Source organism: Stenotrophomonas sp. STEN046 (genome assembly GCF_056759755.1).
In genome coordinates this window covers 12,135-34,757 of sequence record NZ_JBRRDR010000048.1, presented here as the reverse complement: position 1 = coordinate 34,757, position 22,623 = coordinate 12,135, and the positions used below count along the sequence as shown (strand labels likewise).

General features: G+C 67.5%; 18 protein-coding genes. 11 read left to right on the top strand and 7 right to left on the bottom strand.

The features are described from left to right. Nucleotides 1-128: 128 nt before the first annotated feature. On the bottom strand, nt 129-1,187 hold the full coding sequence (locus tag ACVOLJ_RS17885) for a CDP-glycerol glycerophosphotransferase family protein (RefSeq protein WP_475278693.1): 1,059 nt from the start codon (nt 1,185-1,187) through the stop codon (nt 129-131). Here ACVOLJ_RS17885 and ACVOLJ_RS17880 point away from each other — a divergent pair. Then, on the top strand, nt 1,186-1,992 hold the full coding sequence (locus ACVOLJ_RS17880) for a glycosyltransferase family 2 protein (protein WP_475278451.1): 807 nt from the start codon (nt 1,186-1,188) through the stop codon (nt 1,990-1,992). The two genes, ACVOLJ_RS17885 and ACVOLJ_RS17880, sit on opposite strands and share 2 nt — an antisense overlap. Before the next feature lie 66 nt (nt 1,993-2,058). Here ACVOLJ_RS17880 and ACVOLJ_RS17875 read toward each other — a convergent pair whose 3' ends face one another. The 5 genes from ACVOLJ_RS17875 to def all read right to left on the bottom strand — a co-directional run bounded on the left by ACVOLJ_RS17875 (nt 2,059) and on the right by def (nt 8,095). Continuing rightward, nucleotides 2,059-3,345 (bottom strand): O-antigen ligase family protein, encoded by a 1,287-nt coding sequence (locus ACVOLJ_RS17875; protein ID WP_475278452.1) that lies wholly within the window; start codon nt 3,343-3,345, stop codon nt 2,059-2,061. A 122-nt stretch (nt 3,346-3,467) separates the two neighbouring features. Further along, entirely contained in the window at nt 3,468-5,180 is a 1,713-nt protein-coding gene (locus ACVOLJ_RS17870; protein WP_481564744.1) for an ArnT family glycosyltransferase, read from the bottom strand. A gap of 22 nt (nt 5,181-5,202) precedes the next feature. Further along, entirely contained in the window at nt 5,203-6,534 is a 1,332-nt protein-coding gene (rsmB, locus tag ACVOLJ_RS17865; RefSeq protein ID WP_481564743.1) for a 16S rRNA (cytosine(967)-C(5))-methyltransferase RsmB, read from the bottom strand. A gap of 3 nt (nt 6,535-6,537) precedes the next feature. Continuing rightward, nucleotides 6,538-7,461, bottom strand: a complete 924-nt coding sequence (gene fmt / locus ACVOLJ_RS17860; protein ID WP_481564742.1) for a methionyl-tRNA formyltransferase — start codon at nt 7,459-7,461, stop codon at nt 6,538-6,540. Nucleotides 7,462-7,582: 121 nt separating this feature from the next. Next, nucleotides 7,583-8,095: a peptide deformylase gene (gene def, locus ACVOLJ_RS17855; protein WP_154881125.1), complete on the bottom strand. Its 513-nt coding sequence runs from the start codon at nt 8,093-8,095 to the stop codon at nt 7,583-7,585. Between the two features lie 128 nt (nt 8,096-8,223). Between def and ACVOLJ_RS17850 the strand changes: the two genes are divergently transcribed. The 9 genes from ACVOLJ_RS17850 to ACVOLJ_RS17810 all read left to right on the top strand — a co-directional run bounded on the left by ACVOLJ_RS17850 (nt 8,224) and on the right by ACVOLJ_RS17810 (nt 17,837). Then, nucleotides 8,224-9,351 (top strand): LysM peptidoglycan-binding domain-containing protein, encoded by a 1,128-nt coding sequence (locus ACVOLJ_RS17850; RefSeq protein ID WP_475278456.1) that lies wholly within the window; start codon nt 8,224-8,226, stop codon nt 9,349-9,351. Nucleotides 9,352-9,440: 89 nt separating this feature from the next. Next, the gene (gene dprA, locus ACVOLJ_RS17845; RefSeq protein WP_481564741.1) at nt 9,441-10,568 is read left to right on the top strand and encodes a DNA-processing protein DprA; all 1,128 of its coding nucleotides are present in this window, start codon (nt 9,441-9,443) and stop codon (nt 10,566-10,568) included. Nucleotides 10,569-10,611: 43 nt separating this feature from the next. Next, entirely contained in the window at nt 10,612-11,085 is a 474-nt protein-coding gene (locus tag ACVOLJ_RS17840) for a DUF494 family protein (protein ID WP_475278458.1), read from the top strand. A gap of 40 nt (nt 11,086-11,125) precedes the next feature. Next, entirely contained in the window at nt 11,126-11,887 is a 762-nt protein-coding gene (locus ACVOLJ_RS17835) for a GYF domain-containing protein (protein ID WP_481564740.1), read from the top strand. Between the two features lie 48 nt (nt 11,888-11,935). After that, nucleotides 11,936-12,862: an RDD family protein gene (locus ACVOLJ_RS17830; RefSeq protein WP_481564739.1), complete on the top strand. Its 927-nt coding sequence runs from the start codon at nt 11,936-11,938 to the stop codon at nt 12,860-12,862. A 188-nt stretch (nt 12,863-13,050) separates the two neighbouring features. Further along, a complete protein-coding gene (locus tag ACVOLJ_RS17825) occupies nt 13,051-15,540 on the top strand; it encodes a DNA topoisomerase I (protein ID WP_475278461.1) in 2,490 nt (829 codons plus the stop codon). A gap of 160 nt (nt 15,541-15,700) precedes the next feature. Next, nucleotides 15,701-16,261: an L-threonylcarbamoyladenylate synthase type 1 TsaC gene (tsaC, locus tag ACVOLJ_RS17820; RefSeq protein ID WP_475278462.1), complete on the top strand. Its 561-nt coding sequence runs from the start codon at nt 15,701-15,703 to the stop codon at nt 16,259-16,261. Nucleotides 16,262-16,304: 43 nt separating this feature from the next. After that, nucleotides 16,305-17,015, top strand: coding sequence for a DUF4124 domain-containing protein (locus ACVOLJ_RS17815; RefSeq protein WP_481564738.1), 711 nt, complete (start codon nt 16,305-16,307; stop codon nt 17,013-17,015). A 105-nt stretch (nt 17,016-17,120) separates the two neighbouring features. After that, nucleotides 17,121-17,837 (top strand): hypothetical protein, encoded by a 717-nt coding sequence (locus ACVOLJ_RS17810; RefSeq protein WP_481564737.1) that lies wholly within the window; start codon nt 17,121-17,123, stop codon nt 17,835-17,837. A gap of 36 nt (nt 17,838-17,873) precedes the next feature. On the opposite strand, the gene ACVOLJ_RS17805 is transcribed toward ACVOLJ_RS17810, so the two are convergent. Next, nucleotides 17,874-19,739 carry an ABC-F family ATP-binding cassette domain-containing protein gene (locus ACVOLJ_RS17805; RefSeq protein ID WP_475280094.1) on the bottom strand — a complete coding sequence of 622 codons (1,866 nt, stop codon included), beginning with the start codon at nt 19,737-19,739 and terminating at the stop codon, nt 17,874-17,876. A 335-nt stretch (nt 19,740-20,074) separates the two neighbouring features. Between ACVOLJ_RS17805 and ACVOLJ_RS17800 the strand changes: the two genes are divergently transcribed. Next, nucleotides 20,075-22,462: a TonB-dependent receptor plug domain-containing protein gene (locus tag ACVOLJ_RS17800; RefSeq protein ID WP_481564736.1), complete on the top strand. Its 2,388-nt coding sequence runs from the start codon at nt 20,075-20,077 to the stop codon at nt 22,460-22,462. Nucleotides 22,463-22,623: the final 161 nt, after the last annotated feature.

Sequence of the window (22,623 nt, the reverse complement as noted above, 5' to 3'; positions counted from 1 at the left end):
GGGGGGTGGGGCGGGGGGGGGGGGGCGTGGGGGGGGGGCGGGGGGGGGGGGGCGCGGCGCCGCCGCCCCGCCTCCGCCCCCCCCCCCCCCCCCCCCCCCCCCCCCCCCCCCCCCACTACCCCGATGATTCAGCGCTGCGACGGGCCCCAGTAACCCAGGTCCTTGCGGATCTGCAGGTCGCGCACCCAGCTGCCAAATGGCTTGCGACGCAGCACGCCCATCTCACCGGACAGGAAATCCTCGGTCGCTGCGATCACCCGTTCGCTGGACAGGCCATCGCGGTAGGGGTGGATGGCATCGGCATAACGCACGATCTCAGCCTGCAGTGCCGCATCCGGGTGCAGCGCGCGCTGCAGCATTGCCGGCAGCTGTGCCGGGTCGTCGAAATCGATCATGTGCGGCTTCGGCACGCGGTTGCGGAAGGTCACCACCGGCTTGTGCTGGACGATGAACTCCGAAACGATCGAGGAGGTATCCGACACCAGCACGTCGGCAGCACGCTGGGCGGCCACCACCTGCTCAGGCTCGATGAAGCGCGCATTGGCCCCGGCCAGGGCGCGGTAGCGTTCGAACAGTTCCGGCGGGCATTTGGGGTGCAGGGTCAGCAGCCAGTAGTGCTGCCCGGCCGCGATGTCCGCTGCGATCTGCGCATGCAGGTGCGGGGCGGCACTCAGGCGTTCGGTGAAGGTGGACCCGAACAGGATCAGCGGGCGCCCACCGGCAGCAGCGCGCAACGCGGCGCTTTCGCCTGCATCGTCCTGGAACAGCGGGTCCAGCTTCGGCCAGCCGGTTTCAGCCACGGCGAAGTGGCCCTGCAACGCGGCGATCTCACGGAACGGCGCGGTGGTGGCCGGGCCCTGGGTGCAGTACAGGTCGAACATGCCGCGCACCCGGAAGTGGCCGCGCGCGCTGTCGCGCTTTTCCACGTTGAAGCCATGGAACAGCTGCACCTTGGCCCCCGACAGGAAGGTCGGCACCCAGTTGGCCGCGCTGAACACCGCCCGCGGGCGCATCGCCAGGGCCTGTTTCAGGCCGATGTTCGGCACGCCGGGCAACGCGCTGCCGGCCGCACCATCTTCGAACCAGGCCGCCACTTCCTGACCGGAAGCGTGCAAGGCCTGCACCAACGGGGCGAGAATAGGCAGCGCATAGCGCTCCGTCGCAAACAACAGGTACCCGGCCATCATGTCCTCCACGACCGCTCCCATCGAACGGCCTCGCATCTCGGCGTGCATTATCGCGTTCAACGAGGCCGGGCGCATCGGCGACTGCCTGGCCTCGCTGTCCTTCTGCGATGAGATCGTCGTGGTCGACTCGCACTCCACCGATGCCACCGTGGCCCTTGCCGAGGCGGCGGGCGCCCGCGTGCTGCAGCGGCACTTCGATGGCTTCCGCAGCCAGAAGGCGTACTGCGTGGAGCAGGCCCGGCATGACTGGGTGCTGTGCCTGGACGCCGATGAGCGCATCAGCCCGGAACTGCGCACGGCCATCGAGCAGGCCCGGGACGGCCGCTTCGCCGGCCACGCCGGCTACCGCTTCGCCCGCCTGTCAGAGTATTTCGGCAGGTTCCTGCGCCACGGCAATGCCTACCCGGACCGGGTGCTGCGACTGTTCGACCGCCGCCAGGGCGGCTGGCGCGGCAAGCGCGAGATCCATGAAGCGGCCAGCGTGGACGGCCCGGTCGGTACCCTGCGCGGAGACCTCATCCACTACCCGTACCGCTCGCTGCAGCAGCAGCTGGCCAAGACCGAGAAGTACGCCCGGATGATGGCCGAGCACGAGTTCGCGCGCGGCAAGCGCGCCACGCTGGGCAAGCTGGTGCTGGCGCCGGCCTGGCGGTTCTGGCGCGGGTTCCTGTTCCGTGGCGGCTTCCGCGACGGCTGGCATGGCCTGGTATACGCCTATGTGCGCGCCAACTACGTGCGCCAGAAGACCATCATGCTGTGGATGCTGGGCAACGGCCAGGCCGTGGCCGACCCGCCGAAGCCCTGAGCGGGCAGGCCGCGCTGCGTATTCGCCGGGCATGGCCCGGCGCCGCCGTTCGCCCGCGATGCCGGGTCAGCAACCGCTGCGCGCGCGGTAGCGTGCCCCTTCCACGATCGACAGGCCTGCCAGCAGGCCCACGATGGTGACGTAGAAACTGGCGGTCATCTGGTGCGCGAACATGGACTGGGTCAGCCCGCACAGGATATAGGACACCACCACCATCACCCCGGCGGCGGCCGGGCCACGGAACGTGCTGTGCCCGCTGCGCCGATGCAACCGCACGAACACCCACAGCGGTACGCCGTACACGGCCAGCAGCAACAGCAGACCCGGTACGCCCTGGGTTGCCGCCCACTCGGCCACATCATTGTGGGCATGGCCCAGGTGGCAACGCGGCTCCTGTGGATCCTCGCGGCAGATCGGTACCCGCTGCATGGCGTTGTCGAAATGGCCAACGCCCACCCCGATCAGCGGGTGATCGAGGAAGGTCTCCCATGCCACCTGCAGGCGCTCGACGCGGGCCCCGGCCGAAGAATCGCTGTCGCCCTGCTCCATGCGCTGCACATCGCTGTGCAGTTCGGTCAGCCGCACCTGCTGGCGCAGCCCCGGCACCGAAAGCAGCAGCGTCGCGCCGATGGCCAGCATCCCGGCCAGCACCGACAGGCGCGCCGTGCCGGTGCGCCAGCGCAGGCTCAGCGCCAGCACCACCAGCAGCGCCAGCAACGCGGCGAATACGCCCCGGCTGCCGGTCAACACGATGGTGCCGCAACCGGCGGCCATGCCGACGATCACCAGTGACCAGCGTCGCGAAGGCCGGCAGAACACCAGCAGCACCATCAACATCAGCACGATGTCGGCCAGCACGATGGCATTGGTGGACAGTTCCGCACGCGGTGCGCCGCCCAGCACCTGCAGCAATGACAACGCAAACGTACCCAGCAGGCCTGCCAAGGCGCCGCGCCACAACCAACGCATGTCCGGGCGCAGCGCACCCACCCACAGCACGATCCATGGGATCACCAGGAACCGCGAGCGGTTGTCGACATCACGCAGGCCGTGCTCGAACACCACCATCGACAACACGCCCAGGGCCAGCACCGCCAGCATCAGCCAGGTCAGCACCCGGATCGGCTGCGTATCCAGATGACGCGCACGCCACAGCAGCTCCGGCACCATCAGCGTGGTCACCAGCAGCACCAGGCCATACGGCAGCAGGTTGATCGGCAGCGTCAGCACCAGCGCGGGCATGCAGAACAGGCCGATCTGCGCCAGCCAATGCGCTGCGCGCGCGCGACCGCCAACAGGTACACCCAGCGGATCGCCGACGGTGGATTCCAGGTTGTGCTGTGAAGCTGCCACGTCGAGAGATTTCGCTACGATCCTGCGGAATGAAAGGAATCGCCGGCAGGGCCGATCCCACACTGACGTTTTACTGCCTTTGCGAGCGCTTGGGCAGTCTGGACAAGCGCAGACCAGAGTGGTTATTCCTCACGCTGCAACGTCCGTTCACGTTCGCGCTCGGCGGCACTGGCCACGCACACGCCCTGTACCGCCACCGCCGGCACCAGCCACCAACGGCGACGGTTGGCGATACCGGCCAGTTCTGCACGACTGCGGTCGATGCAGGGCAGCAGTGCGTCTTCGTGGACCAGCAACCAGCGCCGCTGGGGCGCCAGCTGCTGCCATTCCACGGCGGCGGCCAGCTGCTCGTCCCAGGGTTCATTGAAACCGAAGGTCGCCGCCGGGCGGTCGGCCATCAGCAGGTTCTGTTCCTTCCAGGCCACCAGTCCCAGTTCGGCATCGGCGCCGATGCGCTGGCCGGTGTGCTGCATCAGGCCACGGGCGGAGCTTGAATCATTCAGCACCGGATAGCCGACCAGGCTGTACAGCACCCATATCGCGGTCAACGTCGAGACCAGCGCCAGCTGGCGGCGGCCACGACCAAACAACATCAGGCTGGCCACACCCCAGCCGCCCATCGCCAGCGCGGCCCACGCCAGGGCGTTCATTTCCCCGTCGCCAATGCCACGGGTCTGCATCAGGCGGACTTCAAACCCCGGTTTGCCGATCAGCGCGGCCGCACCGGCAGCCAGCGTTCCCAGTGCCAGCAGCAGGGTAAAGGCCCCCAGCACCCACTGCACATCACGCCGGCGCAGCAGGCCCGGCAGCAGCGGTGCCAGCGCCAGGCAGAACATCGGCAGCGCCGGCAGGATGTAGACATCGCGCTTGCCGTTGGGGATTGAGAAGAACAGCACGATCAGCGCCCACCAGCCCAACAGCAGCAGATAGCGCGCATCGCGACGCTGCAGGCGTCGGCGCCAGGCCGGAATCGCCCACGGCAACGCCAGGAAAGCGGGTATCCACATCGACGGCATGGTGCCCAGGAAGTACCACCAGGGCTGGTGGTGGTCCCACGACTGCGCATAGCGCTTGGCCGTCTGCCGGAACAGGATGTCGTCCATGTAGGCCAGGTATTCGCCGGACCGGGTCGCCAGGGCGGTCATCACCATCGGCACCAGCCACAGCGCGATCGCCAGCAGGAACGCCAGCGGCGCCAGCCAGAAGCGCGGATCGCGGGCGTGCAGGCGCAGCCGCGGCCAGCCCAGCGCCGAGCCGATCACCGCCGGCACGATCATCAACAGCGCAATCACCCCCACGCCCTTGGTGATCACCCCGATGCCAGCGAAGAACCAGCCCAGCCACCACCATCGCCAGGCAGGGCCCAGCAGCAGATGGCGCAGCAGGCCGTAGTTGGCCAGGGTGATGAAGAACACCACCAGCGGATCGATCTGCGCCTTCTTCGACTGGAAGGTGAAATGCAGGGCGAACAGCAGCGCCCAGCCGGCGTACAGGCCGACCTGCCGTGTCCACAGCCGCCGGCCCAGATCAACCACGCACCACAGCGTGCCGAGGGCGGCGATCAGCGACGGCAGCAGGAACGCCACCCGCCAGTTGCCGACCACGCTGTACAGCGTGGCCTGCCACCACATCAGCATCGGCGGCTTGTCCGAGTACAGCTCCAGGCCGCGGTGCGGGAACAGCCAGTCACCGCTGTCCACCATCTGCTTTGCCACCAGGGCGAAGCGCGGTTCGTCCGAGGGCCAGGGGTCTCGCAGTCCCAGGCCGGTCCCCAACACCAGCAGGGCCATCACGACGAACAACCATGTCTGGCGTGACGCACGGGTTTTCAGCATGGGAGCTCGGACAGCGGGAAGGTCAGCCCTTTTTTAGCAGACGCGCGTAGAAAAATCCGTCAGCGTCGTCTTCACCGGGCAAGCGCTGGCGCGCGATACCGTCACAATCCAGACCGAAAGCGTCATCCAGCGCGACAGCCTCCGCATCCGCGTGCCACTTCAGGAAGCCCTTTACCTGATCGATATTCTCGGCCTTGAGGATCGAACAGGTGGCGTACAGCAGCACGCCGCCCGGGCGCAGCATCGACCAGCAGGCCTCCAGCAACCGGGCCTGGATGCCGACCAGCGCATCGATGTCCTCGGCGCGACGATGGAACATCACATCCGGCTGCCGGCGGATGACGCCCGTGGCCGAACACGGCGCGTCCAGCAGGATCGCGTCGAACGGGACGCCGTCCCACCACGCGCCCGGATCACTGGCATCGGCCACCTGGATCTGCGCGCCCTCGCCCACACCGGTGCGGGTGAAGGTGTCCTTGGCGCGGGCAAGGCGACGCGCGTCGATATCCAGCGCCAGCAGGCGCAGGCTGGGGTCACGTTCCAGCAGGTGCGCCGACTTGCCACCCGGGGCCGCACAGGCATCGAGCACGCGGCTGCCGGGCGGCGGCGCCAGCGCATCGGCCGCACACTGCGCCGACAGATCCTGCACCGACAGCGCGCCTTCGCCGAAGCCGGGCAACTGGTTCACCGGAACCGGTACGGCCAGGCGCAACGCATCAGCGCTCAACGGGCTGCTTTCTGCAGCAATGCCGGCTTCCTGCAGCGCCGCCAATGCCTTGTCCCGGCCGCCGTGCTGGCGGTTGGCGCGCAACCACAGGGGTGCCGGCTGCAGGCTGGCGGCGAACACCGCCTCGGCCTGCGTTGGCCAATCGCGTTCAACGGCCTCGGCCAGCCACACCGGGAATGCATCGCGGGCCGGCTGTTCCGGGAAGCCTTCGCGCTGGGCGCGGCGCAGGATTGCGTTGACCAGGCCGGCCTGGCGTTCGCGGCCGAGCGCACGCGCAGCATCGACCGTGGCCGACAGCGCCGCATGCGCAGGCAGTTCCAGAACGTCCAGCTGGGCAAAGCCCACCATCAACAGTGTGCGCAGGTCCGCATCGCGGTCCGACAACGGCTTCTGCATCCAGTTCTGCAGGGCCACGTCATAGCTGCTGCGACGGCGCAGCACCGCAAAACACAAGGCTTCCAGCAGCGCGCGGTCGCGGGTGTCGCTCAGCTTGGGCAGGGCCCAGGCCAGCTCGGCCTTGAGTGAGCGGCCACGGGTGAACACCTGCGCCAGTACGCGTGCGGCCAGCATGCGGGTGGCCGCGCCGGGCGCCGCCTTGGCGATCGAGAAATCGTTCGGCTTGCTCACCGGTTACGCCCCCACGCGCAGGTCGCGACGGGCATTGAGGTAGTCGGCGGCGGTGATCGCCTTGCCGCCTTCCCGCTGCAGCACGCGCAGGCGCAGTGCGCCCTGCCCGCAGGCGATGTCGATGCCGTCGCGGCCAGCTGCCAGCACCGTGCCCGGTGCCTGGCCGTGATCCAGCTCAAGCGCCACTGCGCCATGGATGCGCACACGCTCGCCGGCCAGCTGCGCCTCGGCAATAGGCCAGGGGTTGAACGCGCGCACCGTGCGTGCCAGCACGCCGGCATCCTGCGTCCAGTCCAGCCTCGCCTCGGCCTTGTCCAGCTTGTGCGCATAGGTCACGCCCTGCTCCGGCTGCGGCCGGGCGACCGGCTTGATACCGGCACGCAGCAGGCCGAGGCCATCAGACAACACCTGCGCACCGAGTTCGGCCAGCTTGTCGTGCAGCTGGCCACCGGTATCGGTGGCGCTGATCGGCAGTTCCTGGTGCAGCAGCACCGGGCCGGTATCCAGGCCCGCTTCCATCTGCATCAGGCAGATGCCGGTCGTCTCGTCGCCGGCCTGGATCGCGCGCTGGATCGGCGCGGCGCCACGCCAGCGCGGCAGCAGCGAGCCATGCACGTTCCAGCAACCGTGGGTGGGGATGTTCAGCACGGCCCTGGGCAGGATCAGGCCGTAGGCCACCACCACCATCAGGTCCGGCTGCAGGTCGCGCAGCTGCTGCTGGGCCGCTTCATCCTTCAGCGATTCGGGCTGGTACACCGGGATGCCGCGGGCGACCGCTTCCAGTTTCACCGGCGACGGCGCCAGACCGCGGCCACGGCCAGCCGGACGATCCGGCTGGGTGTAGACAGCGACGACCTCGTGATGGCGCGCAGCCGCGCGCAGCGACGACACCGCGAATTCCGGCGTACCGGCAAAGACAATCCTCATGGCAACCCCACTTGCAGGATGAAATCGTGCAGGAAAAAAAAACGGCGCCGTCGGCCGGCGCCATGCAGCCTGCGCAACACGCGCAGGCACGAGCCACCCGTGGGGCGGCCCGGATAGGCGATCACGCCACGTGCTTGCGCTGCTTGGCCAGCTTCTTGCGGACCATCTCGCGCTTCAGCGGCGACAGATAGTCGATGAACAGCTTGCCGTCCAGGTGATCCATCTCGTGCTGCACGCACACCGCCAGCAGGCCATCGGTACTCAGTTCCTGCGGCTGCCCCTGGCGGTCCAGGAACTTCACGGTGATGGTGTCGGCGCGGGTCACGTCGGCGAAGATGCCAGGCACCGACAGGCAGCCTTCCTGGTACACCTGGCCCCCGTCCTTGGCGACGATTTCCGGGTTGATGAACACCCGCGGTTCGTTCTTCTCTTCGCTCACGTCGATGACCATGAAGCGCTGGTGCACGTCCACCTGGCTGGCGGCCAGGCCGATGCCGGGGGCGTCGTACATGGTCTCGAACATGTTGTCGAGCAGTTCCTGGAACGCCGGCGTGGTCACTTCGGCGGCATCGATCAACGCAGCCTTGGTACGCAGGCGCGGATCGGGGAACTCGAGGATGGGGAGCAGAGCCATTGCATTTTCCGGGGTTGGGGCCGGGATACGCCGGCATACGTCGCAGATTCTAGCTCCAACGCTTGCCTTGCGCCCCGGTTTCTGGACTATAGTGCGCGAACCTGTTGGGGAATCAGGGCTTCACACCTATGTTGCTTCGTTTTCGTACGGTCATCGCCGCGGCGATGCTGACCGTGACTGCCTATGCTACCGCCGTGGAAGTGAATGGCGGGCACCCGGACACCTATGTGGTCCGCAAAGGGGACACGCTGTGGGACATCGCAGGACGTTTCCTGCAGAAACCCTGGCTGTGGCCGGAAATCTGGCAGGCCAATCCACAGGTCGCCAATCCACACCTGATCTATCCCGGTGATGTGCTCAGCCTGGCCTACCTGGACCGCGTGACGGCCCAGCCCGGTCCGCGTCAGGAAGCGCCGGTCACCGGCGTGCCGCTGGCACAGGTCGAGCCGTTCCTGAAGCAGCTCAGCGTTGTCGACAGCATCGAACAGCTGCCCTACGTGGTCGGCCTGGAAGACAACCGCCTGCGCGCTACCGGTGGCCAGACCGCCTATGTCCGCCTGGCCGATGCGCAGGCCGGGCAGCGCTGGGCCGTGGTCCGCCCGACCGTGCGCTACGCCCAGCCCAAGCCGACCGAGGACCTGACCGCCAACGGCGATGTCACCCCCGGCAGCGGCAACATGTGGAAGGCCTTCAACGCCCCCAACCACCGCCGTGGCGTGCTGGGCTACGAACTGGCCCAGGTCGGCACCGGCACCATCACCAAGGTGGCCGGCGGCAAGACTGAAGCTTCGACCCTGGCACTGGACTCCGACAGTGGCGGCCGCGAAGTGCGGGCGGGCGACCGTCTGGTTCCGATTGAAGCCAAGCCGTACGACCTGCAGTTCTTCCCGCACGTGCCCGCCGCCAGCGTGGAAGGCCTGGACGTGCGCGTGCTGGCGGTAACGGACATGTTCAACGCTGGCGGCCCGCGCGATGTGATCGCGATTTCGGCCGGCCGCACCCAGGGCGTGGACAACGGCACCGTGTTCTCGTTGTGGCGCCAGGGCAGCCACGTGGCCCACCGGATGAAGTATCCGGGGTCTTCGCGCATGGACGATTCGCCCAGCACCGGTGCCGGCCGCGTCAGCCTGCCCGATGAGTACGCCGCACACGCGATGGTGTTCCGTACCTTCGACAACGTCAGCTATGCGCTGGTGATGGAGGGCGTGAAGCCGGTGCACGTGGGGTACAGCGCGTTGCATCCGGACGCGAAGTGACCCCGCAGCGGTAACCTCCGGGGAATCCTGACAGCAGCATCCGAAGGCGCCCTAGGGCGCCTTTGTTGTGTGGCGGCGATAGTCGGGGAATGACCGGACATGAACACGAGGCGCTGCTGCGCCTGCTGATGGCAGGTGGTTCGCTGGCACCGCGACGCGCGCTGCTGCAGACCAGTGGCGATGCCGAATCGGCACTGGCACTGGGCGTCGCAGGCTGGCGGGCGCATGGCTGCACGCCGGAGCAGTGCGCCGCCCTGCAGCGGCCCGATGCCCGCGCCTTGAACGCTGCCGCGCGCTGGCTGCTGGAACCGGGCCACCATCTGCTGGCCTGCAATGACCCGGCCTTGCCGCCCACCCTGCTTGATGTGCCCAACCCGCCGTTGGCGCTGCTGGTGGACGGCGATCCGGCCCTGGCCTGGCGTCCTTCGGTGGCCCTGGTGGGCAGCCGTTCACCCACGCCCGCGGGCCGGGCGCTGGCGGCACGCTTCGCGACCTGCTTCGTCGAGGCCGGATTGGCCGTCACCAGCGGGCTGGCTGCGGGCATCGACGCGGCCGCCCACGTGGCCGCCCTGGAAGCCGGGGGGTGCACGGTGGCCGTGATCGGCACCGGGCCGGACCTGGCGTTCCCGGGCAGCCACGTCCGCCTGCAGGCGCGGATCGCCGCAGAGGGTGCGGTGGTCAGCGAGTACCTGCCTGGCACACCCGCGCGTCCCGGCCATTTTCCCGCCCGCAACCGCCTGGTCGCGGGGCTGGCACTGGCGACGGTGGTGGTCGAGGCGGCGCAGCGCTCCGGCGCCCTGATCACCGCCCGGCTGGCCGCCGAAGCCGGCCGTGAGGTCTGCGCCCTGCCCGGCTCGGTGCTCAACCCGCGTGCGGCCGGCTGCCACCGGCTGATCCGCGAGGGCGCTGCCCTGGTCGAGCGCCCCGAGGAGGTACTGGAACTGCTGGCCCCGGCCCTGCGCCAACAGCTTCCAGGGTTGCAATCGCGGCTGGCCACCCCCACTGAACAGGCAGCGCCGGCGGACCTGCCGGCATGCTGGACGAACGACCCGGACTACCAGCGCTTGTGGCAGGCACTGGACCACGACCCAAGCGGTATGGATTCACTGATCACGCGGTGTGGATTGACGGCGTCGGAGGTGTCCTCCATGCTGCTGGCCATGGAACTTGCGGGGATCGTGGTGTGCGTACACGGCCGCTACTGTCGACGTCCCTAGTTTCTTCACCTCCACAGCGTCGCGCGACGCAGGCCGAGGGGCAATGAAAGAGAGCATCCTGGATGTACTGTTGTACCTGTTTGAACACTATTTCAGCGAAGATGCGGACCTGATCCGTGACCGCGACTCGCTGCAGAATGGCCTGATCCAGGCCGGTTTCAGCCCTACTGAGATCAACAAGGCATTCGAGTGGCTCGATGCCCTGGCAGCGCAGCGACCGAGCGCGGCCCAGGCGCGGGTCGATGGCCCCGTGCGCGTGTATCACGGCCCGGAGCTGGACAAGCTTGACGTGGAATGCCGCGGTTTCCTGCTGTACCTGGAACAGCACGGCATCCTGGATGCCGGCCAGCGCGAGCTGGTGCTGGACCGGGCGATGGCCCTGGACCAGGACGAACTGGACCTGGACGACCTGAAGTGGGTGGTGCTGATGGTGCTGTTCAACCAGCCCGGTGCCGAGGCGGCCTACGCCTGGATGGAAACGCAGATGTTCGTGGACGAGCCAGAACCCCTGCACTGACCGTACACTTGGGGGCCGTGCGCATTCAGGAGCGTCCCCCGTGAGTGAGTGGTTCCATGCAGAAGGCAACCGCCAACAAGGTCCGTTGCCCCCCGAACAGTTGATCGAGCTGTTCCGCAGCAACCAGATCACCCTGGACACCCTGGTGTGGCGCGACGGCTTGCCGCAATGGCAGCCGTTGCGCAGTGTGGTCGACGAACTGGGCCTGATCGTGCCTGCGGTCGAAATGCCCGCTGCAGTTGAAGAACCCGCTGCAGCCGCACCGCCGCCGCCGCCGCCGCCCATCGCGCCGTTGCCGCCCACCCTTCCGCCTGCTTCGCCGTACGCGGCAACGCCGATGGCAACCGCGCCAGCGACGAAGAAGGGCCTGTCCGGCTGCGCGTTGACTGCCATCATCGGCGGCGTGGGGCTGCTTGTGGTGGTGCCGATCCTGGCCATTCTGGCGGCCATCGCGCTGCCGGCCTACAACGACTACACCGTCAAGGCCAAGGTCGCCGGCGCCATCGCTGCGCTGCAGCCGCTCAAGGATGAGGTCCAGCACTTCGCCGACGACCAGGATCGCTGCCCGGGCGCCAACGATGCCGGCTTCCCGGCGACCGACGCGTTTGCCGGCCAGGGCCTGTCGGCCGTGCATATCGGCCGCTTCAACAACGGCCACTGCGGTATCGAAGCGACCCTGTCGGTTCCGGGCAAGAGCCTGGACGGCGATCTGCTGTGGCTCGAGTACGACCGCGACAGCGGACGCTGGGAATGCAGCGGCGAAAGCGACGACAAGTATCTGCCCACGCAATGCCACGGCTGAGCGGCACATCGGGCAACCCACCAAGGACGACCCAACAGGGGACATGCAATGACTGAGTGGTACTACGCCGAAGGGCAGCAACGCCAGGGACCGCTGGCGGTCACCGAGATCCGTCAGCGCTTCCAGCGCGGCCAGTTGACCCTGGACACGCTGGTGTGGCGCGAGGGCATGGGGCAATGGGCACCGTTGCGGCAAATGGTGGACGAACTGGGCCTGCAGACCCTGGCCGATGCCAGCACCACCACCGCCAGTGGTGGTTTCGACCTGCGCAACGACTACGCCGCGATCGACAACGGCACCGCGCCATTGCCCGGTACCGGCGCCCTCAGCAGTTCGCCCTATGACGCGCCCGCGACCGCCGGCGGCGATCACATGCAGCCGGTACAAGGCGGCGAAGTGGTCTTTGCAGGCTTCTGGAAGCGCGTGGCGGCCTACCTCATCGACTATGCCCTGGTGACGGCGGTCACCTCGGTCATCGGCTTCGTTGTCGTTCTGGGCATGGTCGGCATGGCCGGGCTGGCCGATGAGAGCAGCACCGGCGCGATCGCGGCGCAGGTGGTCAACATGCTGATCAGCCTGGCCCTGACCTGCGCCTACTACGCCTGGTTCCACGCCTCCGAGAGCGGCGCCACGCTGGGCAAGAAGGCGGTGGGCATCAAGGTCGTGCGCCCGGGTGGCGAACGCCTGACCCTGGGACGCGCCATCGGCCGCTACTTCGGCTTCATGCTCAGCGGCCTGACCATCGGCATCGGTTACCTGATGGCCGCCTTCACCGATCGCAAGCAGGCCCTGCACGACATGATCTGCGACACCCTGGTGGTGGATCGCTGGGCCTTCACCGACCAGCCGCACCTGCAGCGCCGCGAACTGGGCACGGTGACGGTGGTGGTGCTGGTGATCGGCGGCGTGCTGATGCTGGTGGGCGTGGTGGCGCTGATCGCCCTGGTGGTGATGATGGCCAAGGGCATGAGCTGACGCCCATCCTCACGCCTCCCTGCTTGACAACAGCAGGCCGGGCGTGATTCCTCTAATAAGGAAACCTGAACGCCCGGCACAGTCCCGGGCGTTCAGTTTATTGATTTGCCCGTGGCCGCTTCACTAATGCGGCCGTTTGCTCCACCCTAGCGGCCCTTCCCCGCGGCTTACCCACAGACCCTGCTGCCATGCCCAAGCACCTGCTCATCGTTGAATCGCCGGCCAAAGCCAAGACGATCAACAAATACCTCGGCAAGGACTACACGGTCCTGGCCTCGTATGGGCACGTGCGTGACCTGATTCCGAAGGAAGGCGCAGTCGACCCGGACAACGGGTTCGCCATGCACTACGACGTCATCGAGAAGAACGAGAAGCACGTCGATGCGATCGCCAAGGCCGCAAAGGGCGCTGACGACATCCTGCTGGCGACCGATCCGGATCGCGAGGGTGAAGCGATCAGCTGGCATATCGCCGAGATCCTGAAGGAGCGCGGGCTGGTCAAGGACAAGCCGATGCAGCGCGTGGTCTTCACCGAGATCACCCCGCGCGCCATCAAGGAAGCCATCAGCCAGCCACGCGAGATCGCCAGCGATCTGGTCGATGCCCAGCAGGCGCGCCGCGCGCTGGACTACCTGGTCGGCTTCAACCTGTCACCGGTGCTGTGGCGCAAGGTGCAGCGTGGCCTGTCCGCCGGCCGCGTGCAGAGCCCGGCGCTGCGCATGATCGTCGAGCGCGAGGAAGAGATCGAAGCCTTCATCGCCCGCGAGTACTGGTCGATCGCTGCCGAGTGCGCGCACCCCTCGCAGCACTTCAATGCCAAGCTGATCAAGCTGGACGGGCAGAAGTTCGAGCAGTTCACCGTCACCGACGGCGACACCGCCGAGGCCGCCCGCCTGCGCATCCAGCAGGCCGCGCAGGGTTCGCTGCACGTCACCGACGTGGCCAGCAAGGAGCGCAAGCGCCGCCCGGCCCCGCCGTTCACCACCTCCACCCTGCAGCAGGAAGCCTCGCGCAAGCTCGGTTTCACCACCCGCAAGACCATGCAGGTGGCGCAGAAGCTGTACGAAGGCATGGACATCGGTGGCGAAGAAGGCACCGTCGGCCTGATCTCGTACATGCGTACCGACTCGGTGAACCTGTCGCAGGACGCATTGGCCGAAATCCGCGACGTGATCGCCCGCGACTACGGCATCGCCTCGCTGCCCGACCAGCCCAATACCTATCAGACCAAGTCCAAGAACGCCCAGGAAGCGCACGAAGCGGTGCGCCCGACCTCGGCCCTGCGGACCCCGGCACAGGTCGCACGGTTCCTGACCGACGACGAGCGCAAGCTGTACGAGCTGATCTGGAAGCGTGCGGTGGCCTGCCAGATGATCCCGGCCACGCTCAACACCGTCAGCGTCGACCTCTCGGCCGGCAGCGAGCATGTATTCCGCGCCAGCGGTACCACCGTGGTGGTGCCCGGCTTCCTGGCCGTGTACGAGGAAGGCAAGGACAACAAGAGCGCCGAGGACGACGACGAAGGCCGCAAGCTGCCGGCGATGAAGCCGGGCGACCGCATTCCGCTCGAGCGCATCGTGGCCGACCAGCATTTCACCCAGCCGCCGCCGCGCTTCACCGAAGCGGCGCTGGTGAAGGCGCTGGAAGAGTACGGCATCGGCCGCCCTTCCACCTACGCCTCGATCATCCAGACCCTGCTGTTCCGCAAGTACGTTGAGATGGAAGGCCGGAGCTTCCGCCCGTCCGATGTCGGTCGCGCGGTGTCCAAGTTCCTGTCCAGCCATTTCACCCAGTACGTGGATTACGACTTCACCGCCAAGCTTGAGGACGAGCTCGATGCCGTCTCGCGCGGAGAGGAAGAGTGGATCCCGCTGATGTCGCGCTTCTGGGAACCGTTCAAGGAACTGGTCGAAGACAAGAAGGAATCGGTCGATCGCGCCGAGGCCAGCGGTGCCCGCGAACTGGGCACCGACCCCAAGACCGGCAAGCCGGTGAGCGTGCGCCTGGGCCGCTTCGGACCGTACGCGGCCATCGGCAGCACCGCCGAGGACGCCGAGGAGAAGCCCAAGTTCGCCTCGCTGCGCCCCGGCCAGTCGATGCACACCATCACCCTGGAAGACGCGCTGGAACTGTTCCTGATGCCGCGCGCGCTGGGTGAGGACAAGGGTGAGGACGTCAGCGTCGGCATCGGTCGTTTCGGTCCGTTCGCCAAGCGTGGCAGCACCTATGCCTCGCTGAAGAAGGAAGACGACCCGTACACCATCGACCTGGCCCGCGCCGTGTTCCTGATCGAAGAGAAGGAAGAGATCGCGCGCAACCGGATCATCAAGGAATTTGATGGCAGCGACATCCAGGTACTGAACGGCCGTTTCGGCCCGTACATCAGCGACGGCAAGATGAACGGCAAGATCCCCAAGGATCGCGAGCCGGCATCGCTCACCCTGGCCGAGGTGCAGCAGTTGATGGAAGAAACCGGCAAGCCGGTGCGCAAGGGCTTCGGCAAGAAGGCCGCCGCCAAGAAGGCACCTGCGAAGAAGGCCGTGAAGAAGGAAGCCGTCAAGAAGGAAGCGGCGCCGAAGAAGGCCGCCGCCAAGAAGGCTCCCGCCAAGAAAGCGGTGAAGAAGGCGGCCGCGAAGAAGGCGCCGGCAAAGAAGGCCGTCAAGAAGGCCGCGAAGTAGACCCACGCCATGCGTGGGTCGGTAGTGCCGGCCGCTGGCCGGCAACTGCACCCGACCTGAGATTGCCGGCCATCGCCCGGCACTACCGATGGCTTCCGTTCCACCCGCTGTGCACGCCGCGGGGGGATAATGAAGGCCCACGCCGGGCCCGGTCACCGCCATGAAAGAACTCACCCTGGATACCGCAGTCGCCACGCTCCGCAGTGGCGGCGTGATCGCCTACCCGACGGAGGCGGTCTGGGGCCTGGGTTGCGACCCCTCGCACGAAGCGGCGGTGCACCTGCTGCTGCGACTGAAACAGCGCCCGATCGAGAAAGGCATGATCCTGGTGGCTGCCGGACTGGCGCAGCTGCAGGGCTGGGTACGCCTGCAGGCCTTGCCCGACGCACGCCAGCGCGCGGTGCTGGCCAGCTGGCCCGGCGCCAACACCTGGATCCTGCCGGCCGGGGCACGCGCGCCCGGCTGGATCACCGGCGAGCACAGCGGCATCGCCGTGCGCATCAGCGCCCACCCGTTGGTGGCTGCCCTGTGCACGGCCTGGGGCGGCCCGCTGGTGTCCACCAGCGCCAACCTGGCCGGCGAACCGCCCGCACGCAGCCGCGAGGAACTGGATCCACGCCTGCTGCGGCTGCTCGATGGCATCCTTGACGGGCAGACCGGTGGCCTGGCCCAGCCCACCCCGATCCGCGACGGCCTGAGTGGCAACGTTCTGCGCTCCTGAGCGGTCGATTGCGCCGGCGCAGCCGATCGCGCACGCTGCGCGCATGAACCTGCTGCGCCCCGCCCTGTTGCTGGCCCTGCTGCTGCCGTTGCCGGTGCTCGCCGCTGACGATGTGCGGGTCTATCGCTGCGTCGGCAGCAATGGCGCCGTGGCCCTGCAGGACACGCCCTGCACAGCGGGCCGGCAGGAAGTGCGCGACCTGCAGCGCCCGCGCGATCCACCGCCACGCGTCGCCAGCACCACCACGCCTCCTGCCCCGGAACAGGTGCCGGTGATGCGCGACCGCGAAGTGCGCCATGTCTATATCCAACCGCCGCAACCGATGTACGAATGCGTCAGTGAGGACGGCGAGCGCTATACCAGCGACAGCAATGAAGGAAATCCGCGGTGGGTGCCGGTGTGGACCAGCGTCTGGTACCCCCATGGCGGGTATGGCGGCTCCCGTCCGGGCCCTCCCTACCCGGGCCCGCGCCCAGCCGGCAGCGACAACTCGATCGCCATGCCGATCGGCGGCCGCCCGCCCTCGGTTCATCGCCCGCCATCGGTCGGCATGGGCGTACACGTTCCGGCGGGCAGCGTACTGGTGCGCGACACGTGCAACGCATTGCCGCCGCAGGAAGTGTGCGCGCGCCTGCGCGACCGTCGCTGGGAACTGGACCGACGCTACAACAGCGCGCTGCAGAGCGAGCGCAACGCGATCAGCAAGGAACAGCGTGGCATCGATGCGCGACTGGCGCAGGATTGCGGCCGCTGAGCCCTCCGCTCTGGTAGACGCCCGCCTTGTTGGGCGCTGGCAGACAGCGCTGCCAACCACAGTTGGCAACTACCCGGGCATGGGCCACCGCTGTAGGCTGCTCGCATGAAAAGACTGATCTGGTTGGTCATGGGCCTGATGCCCGGCAACGCGTTGGCCGATGACCTGGTGATCTATCGCTGCATGGGCAGCAGCGATGTGCCCACGCTGCAGCGCACGCCCTGCCCCGCCGGCACCCGCCAGGAAATCCAGCGCGTCCCGGCGCCAGCCACCGCAGTGCCCGCTGCACCGGTGCAGGAGATGCCTGCTGCGGCGGCCGAAGCACCTGCCCCGACGCCGCCCCCCCCGCCCGCTGAGGCGCATGCCGGCCAGGAGCGTGCGATCTCGGAGGCACGCATGGTCGAACGCGAGGGCGATGACGCCATCCTCGACAGTGCGATGCTGCGCGACCCTGCCGGCAGCATCGCGGCAGGGGATCCGAATGCACCGCCGAAACCCCCGTTGCCATCGATTTTCCAGTGCAACGACAGCCAGGGCAGTCCCTACCTGCACGAGTACGAAGCGGCACCGGGCCATTGCGAACTGCTGAGCGTGGAGGGCCTGGGTGGCGTGACACCGGTCAACGCGGCCAGCTGTGAAGTGGTGCGCGATGCCTGCAGCGAGGTCGCCGAAGCCCAGCGTTGCGGAAGCTGGCAGCAGCGCTTCCGCGACGCACGCGGTCGCGAGCGGTTCGCCGCACAGGAGAACCGCGATGCGGCACGCGCAGATCGTGAGCGCCTGCAGGCCGTGCTGGAAGCCAGCGATTGCCCGGTGCCGCAGTAGCAGCCCGCCGGGCATGGCCCGGCGCTACCGGTGGAATCAGGACTCCAGAAGCTCCATCCAGGCCGCTTCGGCTTTCTCCAGCTGCGAGGCGGTGGTCTCCCGGTCGCGACCGAGCACGGCCATGCGGGTGGCATCGGCGTAGTTGCCCGGATCGGCCAACTGCCGATCCAGTTCCGCCAGCGAAGCTTCCAGCTCGGCCACCTTCGCTTCGGCGCTGGCCAGCTTGTGCGGATTGACCGGCTTCTTCTGTACCACCTGCGCCACCGGCGTGGTCTTGACCACCACCGGCTCTTCCACCTGTTCCATGCGCGCCTTGGTGCCCTGCGCCTGCGGACGGGTGCGCAGCCAGGCGGCGTAGGCGTCCAGATCGCCATCGAACGGTTCGACCACACCATCGGCCACACGCCAGAAGGTGTCACAGACCAGGCCGATCAGATGGCGGTCATGCGACACCATCACGATCGCGCCGTCGAAATCGGCCAGCGCTTCGGCCAGTGCTTCGCGCATTTCCAGGTCAAGGTGGTTGGTCGGTTCATCCAGCAGCAGCACGTTCGGCTGCTGCCAGGCGATCAGCGCCAGCGCCAGGCGCGCGCGCTCGCCACCGGAGAATCCATCGACCGGTTCAAATGCGCGATCGCCCGGGAAATTCCACTTGCCGAGGAAATCGCGGAACGACTGGTTCGGTGCATCCGGTGCCAGGTCGCGGAAGTGCTCCATCGGCGACTGCCCTTCATGCAGCGATTCGACCGTGTGCTGGGCGAAGTAGCCGATGCGCAGGTCAGGATGCGCGGCACGTTCGCCATTGATCGCGGCCAGCTCGCCCACCAGGGTCTTGACCAGGGTGGTCTTGCCGGCGCCGTTGGGGCCTAGCAGGCCGATGCGCTGGCCCGCTTCCAGACCGAAGCCGACGTTGTGCAGGATCACCGAATCGGCGCCATAGCCAGCATCGACATGATTCAGGCGGATCAGCGAGAACGGCAGCTTGGCCGGCGGTGCGAACTCGATGCGGAACTCGCGCTCGGCGCGCACCGCTTCGGTGCCGGCCAGCTTGGCCAGCCGCTTCATCCGGCTCTGTGCCTGTGCGGCCTTGCTGGCCTGGGCCTTGAAACGGTCGATGAAGCTCTGCAGGTGAGCGCGCTCGGCCTGTTCCTTCTCGTGCGCGATCTGCTGCTGGCGCAGCTGCTCGGCGCGCTGCCGCTCGAAGTCGGTGTAGCCACCCGGGTAGAGCTTGGCGCCACCACCGTGCAGGTGCAGGGTGTGGGTGGCGACGTTGTCCAGGAATTCGCGGTCATGCGAAATCAGCAGCAGGGTGCCCGGGTACTTCAGCAGCCACTGCTCCAGCCAGTACACCGCGTCCAGATCAAGGTGGTTGGTCGGTTCGTCCAGCAGCAGCAGATCGCTGGGCATCATCAGCGCGCGTGCCAGGTTCAGGCGCACACGCCAGCCACCGGAGAACGAAGACACCGCGCGGTGGTGGGTCTCGGCCGGGAAACCGAGGCCATGCAGCAGCTTGCCGGCGCGCGCTTCGGCGTCGTAGGCATTGAGCTCGGCCATGCGGGTATGGGCTTCGGCCACGGCCTCCCAGTCCTCGCGGGCGGTGGCATCGGCCTCGGCGGCCAGCACGGCGGCTACCTCGACATCGCCACCGAGCACGAAGCTCAGCGCCGGGTCGGGCAGCGACGGGGTTTCCTGGGCCACGCTGGCGATGCGGATCTTGCCGGGCAGGTCGACATCACCCTTGTCGGCCTCCAGTTCGCCCTTCACCGCCGCGAACAGGCTGGACTTGCCAGCCCCGTTGCGGCCGACCACGCCTACCCGGTAACCGGCATGCAGAGTCAGGTCGACATTGGACAACAGCAGCCGCTCGCCGCGGCGCAAGGCGAAATTACGAAGCGAAATCATGGGGGGAGGCGTCCATATAACCGAATGGAATGTGCTGGTGAGCACTGTTCCTGCGACGCAATTCTAACGTTAACGAATACTTGACGCGCCCCGGGATGCGCGGCGGCCGACGTTCCTCTCTCCCACGTCCTGTCCGCGCGCCTCCCGGGCCCCTCCCCGCCCGATGCCTGACACCGCTAAATGGTTGCTGCTGCAACGTTTTTTCCGATGACAGGCATTTGACAGGCACTGAATATCCCGTTAATTGCTGTATTGCGCACCGCAACAACCGTCGTCCGCCTCACCCCCGTGATGTCGATCCCGGTGCCGCCCCCGCCAACCGGAGCCCCATCCCGATGACCCGCAAGACCAGCCTGATCGCCGCCGCCGTCGCTGTCGCACTCGGTGGCTCCCCGTTCGTTGCCGCCGCCCAGCAGGCCGGCGCCACCGCCAACACCCTGGACGCGGTGATCGTCACCGGCACCCGCGTGGCCGACCGCACGGTCGCAGAATCGCAGTCGCCGATCGACATCATCACCCCGGAGATCCTGCAGTCCACCGGCACCGGTGAACTGGCCACGGCGCTGTCCCGCGCGCTGCCTTCGCTGAACTTCCCGCGCCCGGCCCTGACCGATGGCACCAGCGGCGTGCGCCCCGCACAGCTGCGCGGCCTGTCGCCGGACCAGGTGCTGGTGCTGGTGAACGGCAAGCGCCGCCACACCTCGGCGATGATCAACGTCAATGGCAGCATCGGCCGCGGTTCGTCGGCGGTGGACATCAATGCCATCCCGATCGCCGCCATCGAGCGCGTGGAAGTGCTGCGTGACGGCGCCTCTGCGCAGTACGGTTCCGATGCGATTGCCGGTGTGATCAACATCGTGCTGAAGGGCAGCGGCAGCGGTGGCAGCCTGGCGGTGGACCATGGCCAGTACTCGGCAGGCGATGGCAACAAGTACCAGCTGTCCGGCGATACCGGCGTGGAATTCGGCAACGGCCGCGGCCGCGTGCACGTGGCTGGCCAGATCAGCCAGCAGGACGAGAGCGACCGCGCCGGTCCCTACCGCGGCACCACCCCGAACACCGGCAATTTCCCCAGCATCGGCCAGACCACCTTCGTGGTCGGCGACCCCAAGGTGGATGCCACCGCGGCCTCGATCAATGCCAGCTTCAACTTCAGCGACCATGTGACCGGCTACGCCAGCGCGCTGCTCAGCAACCGCGACATCACCTCGTTCGCGTTCTACCGTTCGCGCAATCATCTGAACCAGACCGCGCTGCTGGCGCAGACCTACCCCGATGGCTTCGTGCCGGAAATCAACCAGTATTCCAAGGACCGCTCGCTGGTGGCCGGCGTCAAGGGCAACACCGACAACGGCTGGACCTGGGACCTGAGCCTGAACCACGGCGAGAACACCCTGGATTTCCACACCCGCAACAGCATCAACTACAGCCTGGGCGCGACCAGCCCGCGCTCGTTCTACGACGGCACGCTGAAATACCAGCAGGACATCTTCAACGCCGACCTGACCAAGTCGCTGGACTGGGGCCTGGCCTACCCGGTCACGCTGTCCTTCGGCGGTGAGTACCGCAAGGAAAAGTGGGACCAGAACCCGGGCGAACTGAACTCCTACACCGGCAGCGGCGCGCAGGGCTTCGGTGGCTTCACCCCGACCAATGAAGTGCACGCCGACCGCCACAACTACGCCGTCTATGCGGGCCTGGAAGCGGACCTGACCGAGAAGTTCTCGGCCGGCATCACCGGCCGTTACGAGGACTACTCCGACTTCGGCGATCGGTTCTCCGGCAAGCTGTCGGCGCGCTATGCGTTCACCGACAAGGTCGCGCTGCGTGCAACTGCCTCCAGCGGGTTCCGTGCGCCCTCGCTGCCGCAGCAGGGCTACCAGGCAGTGACCAGCCAGTTCACCAATGGCGTGTTCGTTGAACGCGGCACCTTCCCCACCACCAGCCAGGCCGCGCAGGCGCTGGGGGCTTCGCCGCTGAAGGCCGAGACGTCCACCTCCTACAGCGTGGGCCTGGTGCTGCAGCCGGTCGACCGCCTGTACGTGACCGTGGATGCGTATCAGATCGACATCGATGACCGCATCGCGCTGTCGTCCAGCATCACCACCAACGCCGCGTCCAGCGCACTGCTGGGCAGCCTCGGTCTGCCGCAGGTGACGGCGTTCTCGTACTTCACCAATGGCCTGGATACCCGCACCCGCGGCGTGGACTTCGTATCCAGCTACACGGTGCCCTTCAGCGCCAGCAGCCTGGAACTGACCGCCGCTTACAGCTACAACGACACCGAAGTGCGCCGCGTGGGTGGCACCCCGGCGGTGTTCGGCACGCTGGGCCTGACCCAGTCGCTGATCGGCCGTGATGAGATCGGCCGCATCGAGGACAGCTACCCGCACGACAAGACCATCCTCAGCGGCACCTGGCGTTCGGACCACTGGGAGCTGGGCCTGGCCGCCACCCGCTACGGCAAGTTCACGGTGCGCAACTCGGCCACCGCCGCGCGCGACCAGACCTATGGCGATGCGTGGGTGGTGGATGCCTCGGCCAGCTACAAGCCGAGCAGCAACTGGACCCTGACCGTCGGCGCCGACAATCTGCTGGACAAGTACCCGGACCGCACCGAAGACCTGCAGAACTCCACCTTCGGCATGCTGCCGTACAGCAACTACTCGCCGTTCGGCTTCAACGGCGCGTATGTGTACGGCCGGATCAAGTACAACTGGTAAGCGGTAACGGGTAGCGCCGGGCCATGCCCGGCGCTCGTTCCTGCGCCCGGTTTCCAGACTGTGCTCTGCTGCACGCGCAGTGCAGGTTGTCCTGTGCATAATCAAGGGACCAACGAAGGAGCCACTCCGTGACGAGAGCCTGCATCACTCGCCGCCATGTG

What these genes read in the sequence shown, in the direction of transcription:
- ACVOLJ_RS17880 (WP_475278451.1), top strand. Translation starts at nt 1,186, where the DNA reads ATGTCCTCCACGACCGCTCCCATCGAACGGCCTCGCATCTCGGCGTGC.
- ACVOLJ_RS17810 (WP_481564737.1), top strand. Translation starts at nt 17,121, where the DNA reads ATGAAAAGACTGATCTGGTTGGTCATGGGCCTGATGCCCGGCAACGCG.
- def (WP_154881125.1), bottom strand. Translation starts at nt 8,095, where the DNA reads ATGGCTCTGCTCCCCATCCTCGAGTTCCCCGATCCGCGCCTGCGTACC.
- ACVOLJ_RS17850 (WP_475278456.1), top strand. Translation starts at nt 8,224, where the DNA reads ATGTTGCTTCGTTTTCGTACGGTCATCGCCGCGGCGATGCTGACCGTG.
- ACVOLJ_RS17885 (WP_475278693.1), bottom strand. Translation starts at nt 1,187, where the DNA reads ATGATGGCCGGGTACCTGTTGTTTGCGACGGAGCGCTATGCGCTGCCT.
- ACVOLJ_RS17825 (WP_475278461.1), top strand. Translation starts at nt 13,051, where the DNA reads ATGCCCAAGCACCTGCTCATCGTTGAATCGCCGGCCAAAGCCAAGACG.
- ACVOLJ_RS17830 (WP_481564739.1), top strand. Translation starts at nt 11,936, where the DNA reads ATGACTGAGTGGTACTACGCCGAAGGGCAGCAACGCCAGGGACCGCTG.
- fmt (WP_481564742.1), bottom strand. Translation starts at nt 7,461, where the DNA reads ATGAGGATTGTCTTTGCCGGTACGCCGGAATTCGCGGTGTCGTCGCTG.
- ACVOLJ_RS17870 (WP_481564744.1), bottom strand. Translation starts at nt 5,180, where the DNA reads ATGCTGAAAACCCGTGCGTCACGCCAGACATGGTTGTTCGTCGTGATG.
- ACVOLJ_RS17800 (WP_481564736.1), top strand. Translation starts at nt 20,075, where the DNA reads ATGACCCGCAAGACCAGCCTGATCGCCGCCGCCGTCGCTGTCGCACTC.
- ACVOLJ_RS17815 (WP_481564738.1), top strand. Translation starts at nt 16,305, where the DNA reads ATGAACCTGCTGCGCCCCGCCCTGTTGCTGGCCCTGCTGCTGCCGTTG.
- dprA (WP_481564741.1), top strand. Translation starts at nt 9,441, where the DNA reads ATGACCGGACATGAACACGAGGCGCTGCTGCGCCTGCTGATGGCAGGT.
- ACVOLJ_RS17840 (WP_475278458.1), top strand. Translation starts at nt 10,612, where the DNA reads ATGAAAGAGAGCATCCTGGATGTACTGTTGTACCTGTTTGAACACTAT.
- tsaC (WP_475278462.1), top strand. Translation starts at nt 15,701, where the DNA reads ATGAAAGAACTCACCCTGGATACCGCAGTCGCCACGCTCCGCAGTGGC.
- ACVOLJ_RS17805 (WP_475280094.1), bottom strand. Translation starts at nt 19,739, where the DNA reads ATGATTTCGCTTCGTAATTTCGCCTTGCGCCGCGGCGAGCGGCTGCTG.